We start from the raw sequence: 16,054 nt of genomic DNA on the forward strand, positions 1-16,054 counted from the left end.
CGGCTCCGCGCTCACCGCCCGCGCGGCGACCACGCAAGCGCAGGAGCAGCTCCTCCGCGTGCTCACCCACAACCTGCTCCTGCTTTACGGCCGGAGAAGGATTCAACAGAGCCCCTGTCATCCTGTCCGAAGCCATTCGCTCTTCAGGGTCCGGATTGCTGGACCTTGGCGCCTCTTGGTGAGGATACGGATCCTCCGGATGGAGCGGATGCTTCGGATCGCTCCGCGCTGGTGCATGGCACGTCGCACTCCGAGGAGCGATCCGCACGATCCGTTCAGATCCGAAGCATCCGCATCCTCCCCAATGGGCCAAAGGGTCCGGTGCGACGTCGCACGGTGCGCGGAGCAGGATCGCAGCCCGCAAACGCAACGCGCCCGTGCCGCTGGGGCACGGGCGCGCGACTGATCGGTGCGTGCGGTCGGTGCGTCCGGTCAGTCCGTGCGGCGCCGGCGAGCGAGCGCGCCCCACGCCACGACGCCCGTGCCGAGCAGCACGAGGCTCGCGGGCTCCGGCGTCACCGTGACGGCCGCGGCGGCGTCCACCGCCGCCAGCGCCACCGGCAGCGACGCGGCCGTGGTCTGGTCGACGTTGCCGCCGAGCGAGAAGTCGAAGTCCGCCGCGCTCTCGGTGCGCCCCGGGACGTTCGTGCCCGGCAGGCCCGAGCCCGCGTCGCGGTTGAACGACGCGTGCGCACTGGCGTGCAGCGCGCGCATCTCGGCGCCGCGGCCGTGCGCGTCGCCCGACTGGCCCGCGTCGCGGCGCGCGTTGGCGCCGATCGCCTCCTCGAACTCCGACACGTCGTCGTCCGCGCCCTGCAGGCCGAGGCGCAGCCGCGCCGCGCCCGGGAGCCGTGCGGCGGCGCTGCTCGGGAGCGCGCGCTGCAGCAGCTCGAGCCCCGGCAGCAGGTAGCTCCGCCAGCCCGCGCTGCGCGCGATGGCCAGCCCGCCCACCCGGTGGCCCGAGCCCTCCGACCCCGGGAGGCCGAACAGGGTCGGCCAGAACGCGCGCTCGTCGTCGTCGTCGCTCTCCTGGACCGCCTGCGCCGGCAGGTACTCGAGCTCGACCTTCGCCAGCGGCGACTCGCCGGCGAGCGCGCCGGGCAGCCGGCTGGCCACCGGGGCGGCGACGGCGCTGGGCGCGGCGTCGCCGCCCCGCGCCGCGGAGTGCGCCGACGACCGCGCGACGGACTGCGCGTCCGCCGCCGTCACGCCGATCGTGAGCGCCAGGGTGATGATGCCGGCAGTGCCGGAAGCTGCTCGCATGCGAAGACTCCCCCGATGATGACCTCGCGCACACTCGATCGCACCGCGCGGAACGGGCAGCGTCCGCGGTGTGTACGCAGCGGACGGCACACCGCAAACCATGCGCCAGTCACACGGCCGGGCGTGCTGCGGGTCACTCGCGCGCGGCCACACGGCCGGAGGATCGGAGCCGGCGTCCGCGCGCGGTACGCAACGTGCCAGCAGGCATGCCCCCTTTTGCCGTCGGACAGGAGGCCCTCGACGTCAGGCCATGGTACGGTTGACTCATTGTCGCCCCCCGCGCGCGCGGACAGCTTGCGCGGCGTGACCGACCGCCGACGCCCTCGCGTCCCCCGCGCCGCCGCCGCCATGACGGCGGCGCTGCTGCTGAGCGCGTCCGCCGCGGGCGCGCAGGACGGCGCGCACGTGCACCCGGCCGCGCGTCACGACGCGGAGCGCGCCCGCCTCAGCGCCGACGTCACCGCGCTCGTCGTGCGCGCACTCCGCAGCGTCGAGGGCCGCACCATCGACGAGGGCTACCTCACGCAGCCCGTCGTCATGGGCCACGCGCCGCTCTGGGGCGGACGGCTGCGGCTCACCGGCACGCTCAACCTCGAGGCGCTCACGCTCCGCGACGGACAGCTCACGCCCGGCAGCTACGGCGAGGGGTTCGTCGACCGCCGGCACCCGCACACCTTCGTGCACGAGGCGATGGCGAGCGTCGAGGGCCGCCCCCTCGGCCCCGTGCGCATGTCGCTGGCGGCGGGGAAGGGCTTCGTCCCGTTCGGCACCGACGACCCGATGCTGCGCCCGTTCGTGCTCTTCCCCGTGAACCACCACCTCGCGCAGCTGCTGGAGCGCTACGTCGCGATCGCGGGCGTGCGCGTGCCGGGCGCGCTGCTCGAGGGCGCGACCTTCGGCGGCGACGAGCCCGCCGGCCCGTGGACGTGGCCGCGCGCCCGACGCTTCGGCGAGGCGTGGGCGGGGCGCGCGACGCTGCTGCCGCTCGAGCTGGCGGGACGCGCGCGGCGCGCCGGGCCGGGCGCGCTCGAGCTGTCGGCCAGCCACGCGTGGGTCCCGTCGCCCGAGGAGCCGACCGGCGTGGGCCTCGACCAGCGGAAGTCGAGCCTGGCCGCGCGCTGGGCGACCGCCGACCGAGCGGCCAGCGACGGCGCGGTGACGGATTCGGCGGCCGGAGGGTACGCGCTGCTGGAGTGGGCGCGCACCGACGAGGTGCGCGGCGCGCGGCGCGCCTTCCGCTACCAGAGCGTGCTGGCCGAGGCGTCCGCGTGGCGCCCCGTGCTCGGCACGCCGGTGGCACTGGCCGCGCGCGCCGAGCGCACGGGACGGCCCGAGGAGGAGCGGCTGCTCGATCCGTTCCGCACCGTGCGTCCGCACTTCGAGCAGAACGTCCTGGGCATCACCGAGTGGCGGATCCTCACGCTCGCGGCGTCGGTGCGGCCGCGCGCGGGACGCCTCCGCCTCGCGCCGTTCGTCGAGGCCGCGCGCGCGGAGCCCCGCGCGCTCGTCCGTCCGTCCGCCTTCCAGCCCCAGCTCTTCTACCGCGCGCGCGTGCAGTGGACGCTCGCCGCGGGCGTGCGACTCGGCCTCGGCCGGCCGCACGGGCGCATGGGGCGCTACGGCGTCGCCGCCGCGCACTGAGCGCGGCGTCCACCCTTCGCCCGATTCGCATGCGCCGCCCGACGATCCTCCTCACGCTCGTGCTCACCGCCACGCTGGCCGCCTGCAGCTCCGGCGACGACGGCGGCAGCGGCACCGTGGAGCCGCCGCCGACGCCCGGCACCGGCTCCAACGGCGGCACCAGCACGCCGGCCGCCATCGCGGTGGTCGGCCAGGGCGTCGTCACCGACCGCGTGACGGCCGAGGTGACCGCGCGCGGCCAGTGGGTCTACACGTCGTCGTGGGGGCAGCGGTATGCCAAGGGCAACGTGGTCTACGTCTGGAACGGCGCGGGCAACGTGCCCGTGCTGACGGACACCCTGATCATCGACGGCGTGGGGACGACCGGCGACGTGCAGGTGAGCGACGACGGGTCGCTGCTGGTGGTGGCCACGGAGCCGCGGCCGGAGGGCTCGCTCGTGCTCTACAGCCTGGCCGATCCCGCGCATCCGCGCTTCATCACGCGCTACAAGACGCCGAACCTGGCGAACGGCGTGCACACGGCGCAGGTGTCGCGCGTGAACGGCAAGCTGTACGCGTTCGCGGCGATCGACCCCGCGCCCGGCGCGCCGGCCCGCCTCACGATCGTCGACCTGAGCAACCCGTCCGCGCCCACGGAGGTCTGGTCGCAGACGATGGGGCAGCCGTTCGTGCACGACACGTTCGTGCGCGACGGGCTGTTGTTCACCGCCAACTGGGACGAGGGCGTGGTGGTGTGGGACATCGGCGGCGGCGCGCGCGGCGGCTCGGTGTCGGCGCCGGTGCGCATGGGGAACGTCGTCACGCGCCCGAGCATGAGCGGGCAGGGCGCGTCGGTGCACAACGTCTGGTGGCTGCACACGGACGGCCGCAAGCGCTTCCTCGCGGTCGGCGAGGAGCTCACGACCGGCTCGACGATCGGCAACTCGTCGGCGGGCGACGTGCACATCGTCGACATCAACGACCTCGCGAACCCGTCCAGCTGGCGCGAGGTGGCCGTCTACCGCGTGACGAACTCGGGCACACACAACTTCGTCGCCGACGAGGCGCGCGGCATCCTGTACGCGGCGTACTACGACGGCGGCGTGCGCGCAATCGACGTTCGCGGCGACCTCGGGACCTGCACCGCGGCCGAGAAGACCACGGACGGCCGCTGCGACCTCGTGAAGATGGGCCGCGAGATCGGCGTCGCGCTCGCCGGCTCGCCGCGCACGCGCGAGCCGCGCACGGGACAGGAGGCGCCGCCGTTCGTGTGGGGCGTGGAGCTGACGAGCGACGCGCTGTGGGCGTCGGACATGATGGGTGGACTCTTCAAGCTCCGTCCGCTCACGCGGTAAGGCGGAGGACGGAACGGCGGAGGACGGACGGGCGGAAGACGATGAAGCGTGAAACGATGAGGCGGACCCCTCAGGCTTGAAGCGTCAAGCTCGAAGGGTCCGCTTCTCCGTTTCACGCCCTTCCGTCCTCCGCTTCACCGTTCTCCGCCTTATCGTCCTCCGCTTCACGCTCTTACCCTCGGTCCCTGGCGCGTGAGAAACGACGCGATCCGCAGCGGCAGCAACCGCCACCCCGCCACCAGCACCTTGTAGCGCAGCCCGGGAATCACCGTCACCGGTCCACCGCGGTCCGCCGCGCGCAGCGACGCGTCCACCACCGCCGCCACCGACATCCAGAGCGGGCGCGGGATGTTCGTCGGCGCGAAGCCCATGCGGTCGTGGAACTCCGTGCGCGTGAAGCCCGGGCAGAGCGCCTGCACGCGCACGCCCGTCCCCTGCAGCTCGGCCGACAGGCCGTCGGTGGCGAGGCGGAGGAAGGCCTTCGTCCCCGAGTAGGTCGCGTTGCCCGGGCCGGTGAGGAAGGCCGCCACCGAGCAGACGTTGACGATCAGCCCCGCGGCCCGCGCCGTCATGCCGGGGAGCACCGCCTGCGCCAGCCGCAGCGGCGTCGCGCAGTGGAGCTGGATCATCGCCGCCTGCCGCGCCGGGTCCGTGCGGGCGAGCGTGCCCAGCGTCCCGAAGCCGGCGTTGTTGACCAGCACGTCCACGCGCGGACGGGCCGCCAGCGCGGCGGCCAGCGCCTCCACCTCCGCGGGGTCGGTCAGGTCGTGCGCGGCCACCTCGGCCCTCACGCCGTGGGCGGCCGCCAGGGCGTCGGCCACCTCGTGCAGACGGGCGGCGTCGCGCGACACCAGCAGCAGGTCGTGTCCCCGCGCGGCCAGCCGCTCGGCGAACTCGCGGCCGATGCCGGCGGTGGGGCCGGTGACGACGGCCAGCGGGCGGGAGGCGGCTGTGGCGGGCATGCAGCAGGGTCAGGGGCAGGGAACGGGTGGCCGGAAACCTGCCCATCGGGCCGGCATGGCGGAATTCCTGGTTCGCAACTGGTGGGCGCTGGCCGCACGTGGCGGCGCCGCCATCCTCTTCGGCGCGTTCGCCCTCCTGTTCCCAGGGCTGACGCTCGACGCGCTGGTGGCGGGCTTCGCCGCCTTCGCCTTCGCCGACGGCCTGCTGGCCACCATCGCCGCGCTGCGCCCGGGCGTGCGCGACCGCCGCGCGACCCCGCGCCGCGAGGCGCTCCTGCTGCAGGGGCTGGCCGGGCTGGCGATGGGGCTCGTCGTCGCGCTCTGGCCCGACCCGACCGTGTTCGTGGTCGTCGTGCTGCTCGCCTGCTGGGCGCTCGTCACCGGCGTCTTCGCGGTCATCGCCGCGCTGCGGCTGCGCACGCGGCTTCCGGAGGCCTGGTGGCTCGGCGCCGCCGGCCTGGCGTCGCTCGCGATCGGCCTCTTCCTCGGGTTGGCCGAGCTGCTGGGTGTCGTCGCGATCGTGTGGTGGATCGGCGTGCACGCGCTCGTGTCGGGCGCGCTGCTGCTGGTGCTGGCGCTGCGGCTGCGCGCGCGGCGGCTGGCCGGCCTCGCGACGGCGCAGGTGGGCGACGCACGCGCGCCCCGCGCGCTTCACGAGGAAGCACGCGGGGCGCGCGCGTCGTAGCGAGGCTTCCGGCCGGCGTCAGCCGGCGGTCGCGATCCGCTTCGGCTCCTCCTTCTTCGGCTCGGGCTTCGGCTTGCGGCTGCGCAGGTGGTCGTCCATCTGCAGCCGCGGCACGCCGCGCTCGATCCAGTCCGGCGCCGGCGCGCCCTTCAGCTTCACGTCGAACCACTCGACCATGCGCGTCTGGTAGTCCTTCAGGTTGCCACGCTGCACGAGGCCGTGGTTCTCACCCGGGTACTCGAGCAGGATCGCCTCCTTCCCGAGCTGCTTGAGCGTGTTGTAGTACGTGATGCCCTGGTTGAAGTCCACCGCGCCGTCCTTGTCGTTGTGCAGGATGACGAGCGGCGTCTGCACCCTGTCGGCGAAGCGGTTGGGCGAGTTGCGCGCGTACGCCTCCATGTTCTGGAGGTAGTTGCCCGTGAAGCGGCCCTGGCTCGACTGGAAGATCGGCTGGTTCGCGAGGCCGCTGTTCCAGTACACGGAGCTGTACATGCTCACCATGTCGGTGAGCGGTGCGCCCGCGATCGCCGCCTTGAAGATGTTCGTCTGCGTGACCAGGAACGCCGTCTGGTATCCGCCCCAGCTGTGCCCCTGCAGGCCGACGCGCGCCGAGTCGACGATGCCGGTGGCGATCGCCGCCTTCACGGCGGGCACCACGCTCCACACCGCGCTCATGCCGGGATCGTTCACCTTGTAGGTGATGTCGGGCATGAACACCGCGTAGCCGCGGCTCGTCATCAGGCCCGGGTGGATCGAGACGCCGTTCACCTCGTTCGGGTGCGAGAACTGGTGGCGCCCCTGCGTCAGCCGCTCGTAGATGTACGTGATCGTCGGGTACTTCTGCCCTTCCTGGTAATCCGCGGGCAGGTACAGCACGCCCTGCAGCGAGTCGCCCTTCTCGGTCACGTAGCTCACGAGGCGCGTGCCCGCCGACCACTTGAACTGCGCGAGCTGCCCGCCGCCCGACGTGAGGCGCGTCGTCGGCTTCCCGTGCTCCATCTTCCACCAGTCCGGATACTCGGCGAACGTGCTGCGCGAGGTGATCCAGACGTCGGCGTCGCGCGCGCGGCGCGGGTTGAACGCCGCGTCGTCCAGCACGAGCGTCGTCGCGCCGCCGCGCTGCGCGTCCACGCGCGCCAGCCCGCCCTGCTTGGTGCGCTCGCCGAACAGGCGCACGAACAGCGGCTTCGCGAGGTCGATGCCCGGCTCGCGCGGATCGATCACGACGCGCTGCTGGTAGCGCAGGCCGCGCGTGCGCCCGTCGCGCGTGAGGTTCACCGGCGCGCCGCCCGCGGCGGGCACCTTCCAGATGTCCCAGTTGTCCGACAGCAGCACCGCGCTGCCGTCCTTCGCCCAGCCCACCGGGAAGGTCGCCGGCTTGTCGACGTTGTGGTCGTCCTCCGTGTCCCAGAACGCGACCGACGCGCCCGCGGTGAGGTTGCGCTTCGCCAGCGTCGCGACGTCCAGCGTGTGGAAGTGGCCGTCGTCGAAGAAGAGCACGCGACGCCCGTCGGGCGACGGGAGCACGGGGCCCTGGCGCAGCGCCTTCATCGCGAGGCGGCGCTCGCCCGTGCGCGGATCGACGACGTACTGGTCGGAGCGCGGCAGCCCCTCCAGCAGCCCGCGGCGCTCGTCCGCGCGGCCGTCGGTGCCGAGCGCCCACCGGTCGGTGGGGAGCATCGCGACCTGGCGCATCGTCGAGTCGGAGAGCGTCACGACCCTGTTCGTGCCCGGCCAGTACGCGGCCAGGTAGCTGAACGTCCGGTCCGCCTGCTCCTGCACCTGCTGCTGCGACTGGAGGCGCGCCTCCTTCCAGTGCCAGATCATCAGGTTGGGCTTCTCGTCGTCCGGCTCCTCCTTGGGCGGCGCGGCCTTCTTCTCGCGCAGCCCGAACAGCAGCCCGTCGCCCTGCACGGTCCATCGCGGCGTGCGGTCGGGCGAGACGCGCATCCCGGCCGGCGCGTCGGCGCGGCCGGCGAGCGCCATCACCGTCGCCTTGGGCCCGGCCGCCCCGAAGCCGCGGAAGCCGAGGACCGCGTAGGCGGTGTCGCTGGCGGCGCTGTCGACGGTGCCGCGCAGCACGGCGAGCTGCGGGAGCGTGTCGCTCCACGCCAGCCGGCGGTAGAGCGCCTTCTCGCTGTCGAGCACGCGCACCGCGCCGTTGGTCAGGTCGTGCAGCTGCACGCCGTTGCCCTGCAGGTCGCGGCGCTCGACGGTGTACGCGAGCCAGCGGCCGTCGTCGTCGATCGCGAACTCGCCGACGCTGCCGACGGTCAGCACGTCGTGCGTGCCGAGGCGATGCACGAGCAGGTCGCTCGCCTCGACGCGCGCGGGCGCCGCGGGCGCGCCCGGGCCGGTCGGCGCGGGGGCGGGCGGCGTCGGAGCCGCGTCCGCTGGATACGCCTGCAGCACGACGTGCGTCGGGCGGTCGCCCGCGAACTGCGCGCGGCGGATCTTGTCGAACTCGCGCGTCTCGCCGGTCGCGGTGCGCACGAGCACGAGCCTGTTCTGCGCGGGCTTGCGCTCGCGGCGCAGGCGGCGCGCGTCGGCCTGCTTGGGATAGACGGTCACGGCCAGCCACTGGCCGTCGCCGCTGAACTGCACCGGCGCCGGGGCGCCTGGCGCGAAGCCCTGCTGCGCCGGCGCCTCGCCGATGGGGATCCGCGTCTCCTTGCCGTCGGCCATCGACCGCAGCACGACCTCGGCGTCGCCCTCGTTGGGGGCGTACTGGTAGGCGAACCAGCGGCCGTCGTTGGACAGCTGGGCGCTGCGGACCGTCTTCCACCCCTTGAGGTCGGGCGGGGCGAAGTCGCGGCGCGCCGCGGGCACGGTGGTCGCGGCGGCGGGCGTCGCGGCGGGCGCGGGGGCCGCACCGGCGTTGGTCTGCGCGACCAGCGCGGTGCCGGGCAGCGCCGCCAGCAGCGGCAGGGCGGCCAGGCGGGGGAGTCGGGACGTCATGGGGAACGACGGCGAGGGGCCAGGGGCCGGACCGGCGGGACGCCGGCAGGGCGCGCTACGATAGGCCGGCGCGCGCCCCCGGACAACGGGCGCGCGAGGGTTGGCGCTGTGCGGAAACCGCTCGCTTTCCGGGGCCGTACGGATGCCCGCTCGCCCCCGCCACTCCCCCCGCGATGCGCCGAATCCTCCCGCTGGTCCTCCTGCTGCCCGGCCTCGCGGTCGCGCAGCCTCCTGCCGCGCCGGCCAACCCGCCCGCGGCCTCCCCGTCCCGCCCCGACCGCCAGGTCGTCCGCGACAGCCTCCGCGAGCTGATGCGCGACTCGATGCAGGCGCGGCGCGAGCGCCGGCAGCGCGAGGTGATCCGGCAGACGGTGACGCCGGAGATGGAGCGCACCGCCTTCGCCGACGCCACCGCCCGCACGCTGCTGGAGCGCGCGCGCGTCGCCCGCCTGACGCAGGACTCCGCGCTCCGCGCCTACGACGCCAAGACCTACCAGCGGCTCTCGCTGGGCGTCGGCATCCGGCGCATCGGGCGCGAGCGGCTGTTCATGCGCACCGAGAGCGCGTCGCGCGTGCGCTGGTCGCGCGGCAACGGGATCTGGGTGGAGCCGCTGGCCAGCCGCTCGGTGATGCCCGCCATCAAGGACGCGGACATCGACATCGACCCGGAGGACATGGCGCCGATCCCGTACTTCCCGGGACGCGAGACGCTCTGGTTCCCGTCGGGCGACATGGGCGTCGCGCGCGCGGAGGTCAACGAGCGCGACATGCTGCACCCGCTCGCGACGGGCGCGGAGGCCTACTACCGCTACGCCACCGGCGACTCGGTGAGCATCCGGCTCCCCGACGGGCGGCGCATCGCGCTGCGCGAGCTGCGCATCACGGCGCGGCGTCCCGAGTGGCGCGCGTTCAACGGCTCGTTCTGGTTCGACACCGAGCGCGGGAGCCTGGTGCGCGCCGCCTACCGCATGGCCGCCGAGATGGACATCTGGAAGGTGGCGGACGAGGAGAACAAGCGCGACGGCGACGACGACGAGGTGCCGGCGCTCGTGAAGGGCCTGATCACCCCGATGCGCGCCAACATCACGGCGATCACGGTGGAGTACGGCCTCTACGAGGGCCGCTTCTGGCTGCCCAAGCTGAACGTCGCCGAGGGGGAGGGGCAGGCGGGCTTCGTGCGCATGCCCGTGAAGTTCGAGGAGACGTACAAGTACGACGCGGTGAACGGCGACCGCCCCATCCCGCGCATCCCCACGCCCGAGGAGCTCGGCCTGATGGCGGGCGACTCGTCGTCGTCGGGGATGAACGTGATGGTGAACGTCGGCGACAACGACTACACGCGCGCGCGGCGCGACACGTCGGCCGCCGCGCGGCGCCAGCGCGAGGACTCGGCCGCGCGGCGCTACGCGTTCCGCGCCGACAGCCTGCGCGAGGAGGCGGCGAAGGCGACGGCCGCCGGCGACACGACGCGCGCCCGCCAGCTGCTGCGGCGCGCCGGGCGCAGCGAGGCGGCCGGGCGCCAGATCACGCGCCGCCGCGAGGAGTGCGAGAAGGACAGCACGTACTTCGCGGGGACGCGCACGCGCCACGACGGCGCGGTGCGCATGGCGGTGCGCCTGCCGTGCGATCCGACGAAGCTGGCGACGTCCACCGAGCTGCCGGGCTCCATCTACGAGCCGGGCGAGGCGATCTTCGGCGCGACCGAGCGCGACGCGCTGCTGGCGGCGCTCGACGACTTCGGGCTGCAGGCGGGGTGGTCGCCGCAGCGCCCCACGCTGCGCTCGGGTGTGGACCTGATCCGCTACAACCGCGTCGAGGGCCTGTCGGTGGGCGCCGAGGCGAAGAGCGTGCTGGGCATGGGCTACACGGCCACCGCGCAGGCGCGGCTCGGCATCTCGGACCTAGTGCCGAACGCGGAGCTGACGCTGGAGCGGAGCAGCGGCGCGAAGGCGCTGCGCGGCACGATCTTCCACCGGCTGGGCGTGGCCAACGACGACTGGGGCTCGCCGCTGTCGTTCGGCGCGTCGCTGGCGGGGCTGCTCTACGGCCGCGACGAGGGCTTCTACTACCGCACCTTCGGCGCGGAGCTGGGCGGCACGCGCGCCCAGCTGCTGGGCGGCAGCCCGGTGAGCTGGCGCCTGTTCGCGGAGCGCCAGCGCGGCGCGGCGCGCGAGCTGAAGCAGTCGATCACGGGCGCGGACTACATCGAGAACATCGCGGCGGCGCAGGCGAACGTGGTCGGCGCGGGCGCGGAGTCGAACCGCACCTGGGGCAGCGATCCGTCGGGGTGGCGCTTCTTCGTGCGCGGGCGCAGCGAGGCCGCGTGGGTGGACCGCAGCGGCGCCGACAGCGTGGTCGACGGGCTGGCCGCGGGCTACGGCCGCGCGCTGCTGGACGCGACGCTGTCGCGCGGCTTCGGCCGGTTCGCGGGGGCGCTGACGGGCGCCGCGGGCGGCATCGTGGGCGACGCCACGCCGCAGCGCCTGTTCTACGCGGGCGGCTACCAGACGGTGCGCGGCCAGTTCGCGCGCCCCGACAGCGCGGGCTACGTCGGCAACGCGTTCTGGATGGCGCGCTCGGAGCTCGGCTTCAACACGACGAGCGCACGCCCGGTGGTCTTCTTCGATCTGGGCTGGGCGGGCGACCGGCGCGACGTCGGGCACCCCGGCCGCCCGCTCAGCGGCTACGGCGCGGGGATCTCGTTCATGGACGGGCTGATCCGCGCGGACCTCTCGCGCGGCCTCTGGCCGCAGAAGCGGATGCGGTTCGACCTGGCGGTGGAGGCGAGGTTCTGAGTCGCGCATGGGCGCGCCGGACCCTGAACTGCGTTTGCAAGGATAAGATCGGACAGGATCTGATAACGACGGATGGCACCGCGTGGTGGCGAGGAACGTCGCCCGATGCGGAGCCCTCCGTCGTTATCAGATCTTCTCAGACGTTCATCCTTGCTGCCGTTGCCGTTCGGGTCCGGCGTGCGGTGCACGCGTCGGCGAATCGGGGACTACGGATGCTTCGGATGAGACGGATGCCGCGGATCGCTCCGCGTCGCGGCGACGCGCCGTGCGCTACAGGGAGCGATCCGAACGATCCGTTCCGATCCGGAGCATCCGCACCCCCTCCAACGGCACCATCTCCGCAGAGCGCCGGCGTGTCCCGAGCGGCCTTTCACGCAGTACAGGGCACGCAGCTCTCACGTCCCGGCCGAGCTCGGAAGCGCCGCATTCGGGAGCCTCGTGTACAATCTCAGTGCTTGACTTTTAGACCGTCATCGACGAGTCTGAGAGTCATGCCGCGCCCCGCCAGCCACCGGTGTCACATGTGCCACTGGCACCACATGCCCATGATGGGCCATGGGGCGGACGGCGCGTTTGTGCACTCGGACGGCTGATCGGGCGAACGCTCCCGGCGCCATCTCCGCACCGCCCCGGTCCCGCCAACGGACCGGGGCGGTTCTCGTTTCCTGCCCCCACGGCCATGACCATCGCGATCTTCCACGAGCACCCCGACTGGTTCCGCCCGCTGTTCGCGGAGCTGGAGCGCCGCGGCATCCCGTTCGAGCGGATCGACGCGGCCGCGCACCGCTACGACCCGTCCGAGACGAGCGTGCCCTGGTCGCTCGTGTTCAACCGCGCGTCGCCGTCGGCGTACCTGCGCGAGGCCCGGCAGACGACGTTCCACACGCTGCACTGGCTGCGGCACCTGGAGCGCCTCGGCGTCCCGGTGGTGAACGGGAGCCAGGCGTACGGCCTGGAGCTGTCGAAGGCGACGCAGCTCGACCTGATGACGGAGCTCGGCGTGCCCTTCCCGAAGTCGCGCGTCATCAACCACCCGAGCCAGGCCGTCGCCGCCGCGCGCGGGCTGCGCTACCCGGTGCTCGTGAAGGCGAACGTCGGCGGGAGCGGCGCGGGGATCGTCGGCTTCAACTCGGAGGCCGAGCTGGCGGCGGCCGCCGACGCGGGGCTGCTGGACCTGGGCGTCGACGGGACGGCGCTGGTGCAGGAGCAGGCGCCGCTGCGCGACGGGCGCATCACGCGCGTCGAGACGCTGGGCGGCGAGTACCTGTACGCGATCCACGTTTATCCGGCCGACACGGGCTTCAACCTCTGCCCGGCCGACGCCTGCCAGACCGGCGACGGCGTGGAGCTGTCGCGCAACGCCTGCGCGCTGGACGCGCCGAAGAACGGCCTGCGCGTCGAGCGCGCCGATCCGCCGCGCGAGATCATCGAGGCGATCGAGCGCATCTCGCGCGCGACCAACCTCGACGTCGGCGGGATCGAGTTCCTGGTCGACGACCGCGACGGGCAGTGGTACGTGTACGACATCAACGCGCTGTCGAACTTCGTGGCGGACGCGGTGAACGTCGTCGGCTTCGATCCGTTCGTGAAGCTGGTCGACTACCTCGAGGCGCGGCTGGCCGGCGCGGCCGAGCCGGCGGAGGTCGCGGCATGAGGTACGGCTACTGGATGCCCGTCTTCGGCGGCTGGCTGCGCAACGTCGAGGACGAGGGCATGCAGGCGAGCTGGGACTACGTGAAGCGCCTCGCGCAGCGCTCCGAGCAGCTCGGCTACGACCTGTCGCTGGTCGCGGAGCTGTTCCTCAACGACATCAAGGGGATCGAGGCCGACTCGCTGGAGGCGTGGACCGCCGCCGCGGCGCTGGCCGCGGTCACGCAGCGGCTGGAGCTGATGGTCGCGGTGCGGCCGACCTTCCACCCGCCGGCGATCCTCGCCAAGCAGGCGGCGACGCTGGACCAGATCAGCGGCGGGCGCCTGTCGCTGAACGTCGTCAGCAGCTGGTGGAAGGACGAGGCGCGCCGCTACGGCGTGCAGTTCGACGAGCACGACGACCGCTACGCGCGCACGAGCGAGTGGCTGGACGTCCTCGACGGCGCGTGGCGCGAGAACGGCTTCTCGTACGGCGGCAAGTACTACCGCGCCGAGGAGACCGTGCTGTCGCCCAAGCCGCTCGCGCTGCCTGGGCGCCCGCGGCCCACGCTGTACGCGGGCGGCGAGAGCGAGGCGGCGAAGTCGCTCATCGCGGCCAAGTGCGACGCGTACGTGATGCACGGCGATCCGGTGGACGTCATCGCCGCGCGCGTGGCCGACCTCCGCGCGCGCCGCGAGGCGCTCGGCCTGCCGCCGCTCAAGTTCGGGATGGCGGCGTACGCGATCGTGCGCGGCACCGAGACCGAGGCGAAGCGCGAGCTGGCGCGCATCACGACCGTGCGCCCCGACTCGCCGGGCTTCGCCAACTTCGGCGACTGGACGACGAACACGCAGCTGGAGCGCCCGCTGGCGCTGCAGGACTACTCGGTCTCCAACCGCGGCCTGCGCGCGGGCTTCGTGGGCACGGCGGAGCAGGTGGCCGACCGCGTGCGCGCCTACCAGGCGGTGGGCGTGGACCTGCTGCTGCTGCAGAGCAGCCCGCAGCTGGAGGAGATGGAGCGGTTCGCGGCGGAGGTGATGCCGCTCGTGGGCTCCGACGTGCGGGCGGCCGCCTGAACCAAAAGGGCTGCGGACTGCGGCCTGCGGATCGGACCTCGGGACGCCCCGTCGTTCAAATCCGCAGCCCGCAGTCCGCAGCTCTTGACGCGAGGAGCCATCCCGGCGAGAGTCCGAGCACAACCGAAGTCGTGGTGATTTGCCGCCTATTGCCGCCACGCTAAACAACGAGCTAAAACGCGAGCGCCCGGCGGCCACGTGTATCTGCGTGCCCGCCGGGCGCTCCTGTTTGCGAGGAATCCATGTCCGACGGCGCCCCGAAGCGTCTGCTGCACCCCGAGACGCTCGCCATCCGCACGCAGGCCCCGCGCACGCCCGAGCGCGAGCACTCGGTGCCGCTCTTCCTGACGTCGAGCTTCACGTTCGACAGCGCCGAGCAGGCGCGCGCGCTGTTCATGGACGAGATCCCGGGCAACATCTACTCCCGGTACTCGAACCCGAACACCGACGAGTTCGTGCGCAAGATCGCGCAGCTCGAGGGCGCGGAGGACGGCCTCGCGTTCGCCAGCGGGATGGCGGCGGTGTTCGCGTCGCTGGCCGCGCTGCTGCGCGCCGGCGACCACGTGATCGCGTCGCGCGCGCTGTTCGGCTCCACGCACCAGCTGCTGACACAGCTCCTGCCGCGCTGGGGCATCACGGCGACCTACGTCGATCCCGCCGCGCCGGCCGAGGCGTGGGAGGCCGCCGTCACGCCGACGACGAAGCTGGTGTTCGTCGAGACGCCGTCGAACCCGGGGCTCGACCTCGTGGACCTCGAGTGGCTCGGCGGCTTCTGTCGCGCGCGCGGGCTGACGTTCGTCGTCGACAACTGCTTCACGACGCCGATCCTCCAGCAGCCGGTGCGCTTCGGCGCGGACCTCGTCGTCCACTCGGCCACGAAGTTCATCGACGGGCAGGGGCGCACGCTCGGCGGCGTCGCGGTGGGCTCGGCGCGGCTGATCGCGGAGCTGCGCTGGTTCGCGCGGCACACGGGGCCCGCGCTCGCGCCGTTCAACGCGTGGGTGCTGTCGAAGAGCGTCGAGACGCTGGCGCTGCGCATGGAGCGGCACTGCGCGAACGCGCTCGCGCTGGCGACGCACTTCGACGGGCACGCCGAGCTGGAGTCGGTGCGCTACCCGTTCCTGCCCAGCCATCCGCAGCACGACCTGGCGCGCCGGCAGATGTCCGCGGGCGGCGGAATCGTGGTGCTGGTGGTGCAGGGTGGGCTGGAGCGCGCGCGCCGCTTCCTGGACGCGCTGCAGCTGCTCACGCACAGCCCCAACCTCGGCGACACGCGCACGATCGTCACGCACCCCACGTCGACGACGCACTCGAAGCTGAGCGAGGCGGAGCGGCAGGCGCTGAGCATCGTGCCGGGGCTGGTGCGCATCTCGGTCGGGCTGGAGCACGTGGACGACGTCATCGCCGACATCGAGCAGGCGCTCGCCGCCTCGGCCGCGCCGGCGCTTCGGGAGTCGCGGGTCGAGGCGCGGATCGAAGTCGGCGCCTGAGCCGAGCGTCGTCGCGCCGAGCCCCTCTGGCTTGTGGGGGATTCGGATGCTCCGGATCTGAACGGATCATGCGGATCGCTCCGTGGAGCACGACGCTCCCTGCGCCGGCGTGGAGCGGTCCAGAGCATCCGCTCTGATCCGAAGCATCCGTATCCTCTCCAATGGGCCAGTGGCCCTGGCGCGAGGGTGGGCGGTTTACCTTTGGGGGAAACACCAGCCC

10 protein-coding genes and 1 riboswitch are annotated in these 16,054 nt (G+C 73.3%); of the genes, 7 read left to right on the forward strand and 3 right to left on the reverse strand.

Translation table 11 applies throughout. The annotated features are described in order from the left end of the window. Positions 1-432 precede the first annotated feature (432 nt). Positions 433-1,263: a PEP-CTERM sorting domain-containing protein gene (locus tag rosag_RS15600; RefSeq protein WP_284351077.1), complete on the reverse strand. Its 831-nt coding sequence runs from the start codon at positions 1,261-1,263 to the stop codon at positions 433-435. Between the two features lie 348 nt (positions 1,264-1,611). Between rosag_RS15600 and rosag_RS15605 the strand changes: the two genes are divergently transcribed. Beyond that, positions 1,612-2,904 carry a hypothetical protein gene (locus tag rosag_RS15605; protein WP_284351078.1) on the forward strand — a complete coding sequence of 431 codons (1,293 nt, stop codon included), beginning with the start codon at positions 1,612-1,614 and terminating at the stop codon, positions 2,902-2,904. Positions 2,905-2,933: 29 nt separating this feature from the next. Then, entirely contained in the window at positions 2,934-4,238 is a 1,305-nt protein-coding gene (locus tag rosag_RS15610) for an LVIVD repeat-containing protein (RefSeq protein WP_284351079.1), read from the forward strand. Between the two features lie 164 nt (positions 4,239-4,402). Here rosag_RS15610 and rosag_RS15615 read toward each other — a convergent pair whose 3' ends face one another. Continuing rightward, complete coding sequence (locus tag rosag_RS15615) at positions 4,403-5,200, reverse strand: SDR family NAD(P)-dependent oxidoreductase (RefSeq protein ID WP_284351080.1); 798 nt, start codon at positions 5,198-5,200, stop codon at positions 4,403-4,405. Positions 5,201-5,255: 55 nt separating this feature from the next. On the opposite strand from rosag_RS15615, the gene rosag_RS15620 reads away from it, so the two are divergent. Next, positions 5,256-5,885, forward strand: a complete 630-nt coding sequence (locus rosag_RS15620; protein WP_284351081.1) for an HdeD family acid-resistance protein — start codon at positions 5,256-5,258, stop codon at positions 5,883-5,885. A gap of 18 nt (positions 5,886-5,903) precedes the next feature. Here rosag_RS15620 and rosag_RS15625 read toward each other — a convergent pair whose 3' ends face one another. Next, a complete protein-coding gene (locus tag rosag_RS15625; RefSeq protein WP_284351082.1) occupies positions 5,904-8,843 on the reverse strand; it encodes a S9 family peptidase in 2,940 nt (979 codons plus the stop codon). A gap of 173 nt (positions 8,844-9,016) precedes the next feature. On the opposite strand from rosag_RS15625, the gene rosag_RS15630 reads away from it, so the two are divergent. From rosag_RS15630 to rosag_RS15645, 4 genes are all read left to right on the forward strand, one after another. Next, entirely contained in the window at positions 9,017-11,638 is a 2,622-nt protein-coding gene (locus tag rosag_RS15630) for a ShlB/FhaC/HecB family protein (RefSeq protein ID WP_284351083.1), read from the forward strand. Positions 11,639-12,317: 679 nt separating this feature from the next. Further along, the gene (locus tag rosag_RS15635; protein WP_284351084.1) at positions 12,318-13,292 is read left to right on the forward strand and encodes an ATP-grasp domain-containing protein; all 975 of its coding nucleotides are present in this window, start codon (positions 12,318-12,320) and stop codon (positions 13,290-13,292) included. Beyond that, positions 13,289-14,344: an LLM class flavin-dependent oxidoreductase gene (locus tag rosag_RS15640; RefSeq protein ID WP_284351085.1), complete on the forward strand. Its 1,056-nt coding sequence runs from the start codon at positions 13,289-13,291 to the stop codon at positions 14,342-14,344. The genes rosag_RS15635 and rosag_RS15640 overlap by 4 nt, the downstream gene beginning before the upstream one ends. Positions 14,345-14,465: 121 nt before the next feature. Beyond that, positions 14,466-14,541, forward strand: a riboswitch (SAM riboswitch). 45 nt (positions 14,542-14,586) lie between these two features. Beyond that, the gene (locus tag rosag_RS15645; RefSeq protein WP_284351086.1) at positions 14,587-15,834 is read left to right on the forward strand and encodes a trans-sulfuration enzyme family protein; all 1,248 of its coding nucleotides are present in this window, start codon (positions 14,587-14,589) and stop codon (positions 15,832-15,834) included. Positions 15,835-16,054: the final 220 nt, after the last annotated feature.

Origin of the sequence: Roseisolibacter agri (assembly GCF_030159095.1) — a bacterium.
GTDB lineage: Bacteria > Gemmatimonadota > Gemmatimonadetes > Gemmatimonadales > Gemmatimonadaceae > Roseisolibacter > Roseisolibacter agri.

Bases quoted from the DNA above. Each gene is read 5' to 3' on its own strand.
- rosag_RS15600 (WP_284351077.1), bottom strand. From the start codon at position 1,263: ATGCGAGCAGCTTCCGGCACTGCCGGCATCATCACCCTGGCGCTCACG.
- rosag_RS15605 (WP_284351078.1), top strand. From the start codon at position 1,612: ATGACGGCGGCGCTGCTGCTGAGCGCGTCCGCCGCGGGCGCGCAGGAC.
- rosag_RS15610 (WP_284351079.1), top strand. From the start codon at position 2,934: ATGCGCCGCCCGACGATCCTCCTCACGCTCGTGCTCACCGCCACGCTG.
- rosag_RS15615 (WP_284351080.1), bottom strand. From the start codon at position 5,200: ATGCCCGCCACAGCCGCCTCCCGCCCGCTGGCCGTCGTCACCGGCCCC.
- rosag_RS15620 (WP_284351081.1), top strand. From the start codon at position 5,256: ATGGCGGAATTCCTGGTTCGCAACTGGTGGGCGCTGGCCGCACGTGGC.
- rosag_RS15625 (WP_284351082.1), bottom strand. From the start codon at position 8,843: ATGACGTCCCGACTCCCCCGCCTGGCCGCCCTGCCGCTGCTGGCGGCG.
- rosag_RS15630 (WP_284351083.1), top strand. From the start codon at position 9,017: ATGCGCCGAATCCTCCCGCTGGTCCTCCTGCTGCCCGGCCTCGCGGTC.
- rosag_RS15635 (WP_284351084.1), top strand. From the start codon at position 12,318: ATGACCATCGCGATCTTCCACGAGCACCCCGACTGGTTCCGCCCGCTG.
- rosag_RS15640 (WP_284351085.1), top strand. From the start codon at position 13,289: ATGAGGTACGGCTACTGGATGCCCGTCTTCGGCGGCTGGCTGCGCAAC.
- rosag_RS15645 (WP_284351086.1), top strand. From the start codon at position 14,587: ATGTCCGACGGCGCCCCGAAGCGTCTGCTGCACCCCGAGACGCTCGCC.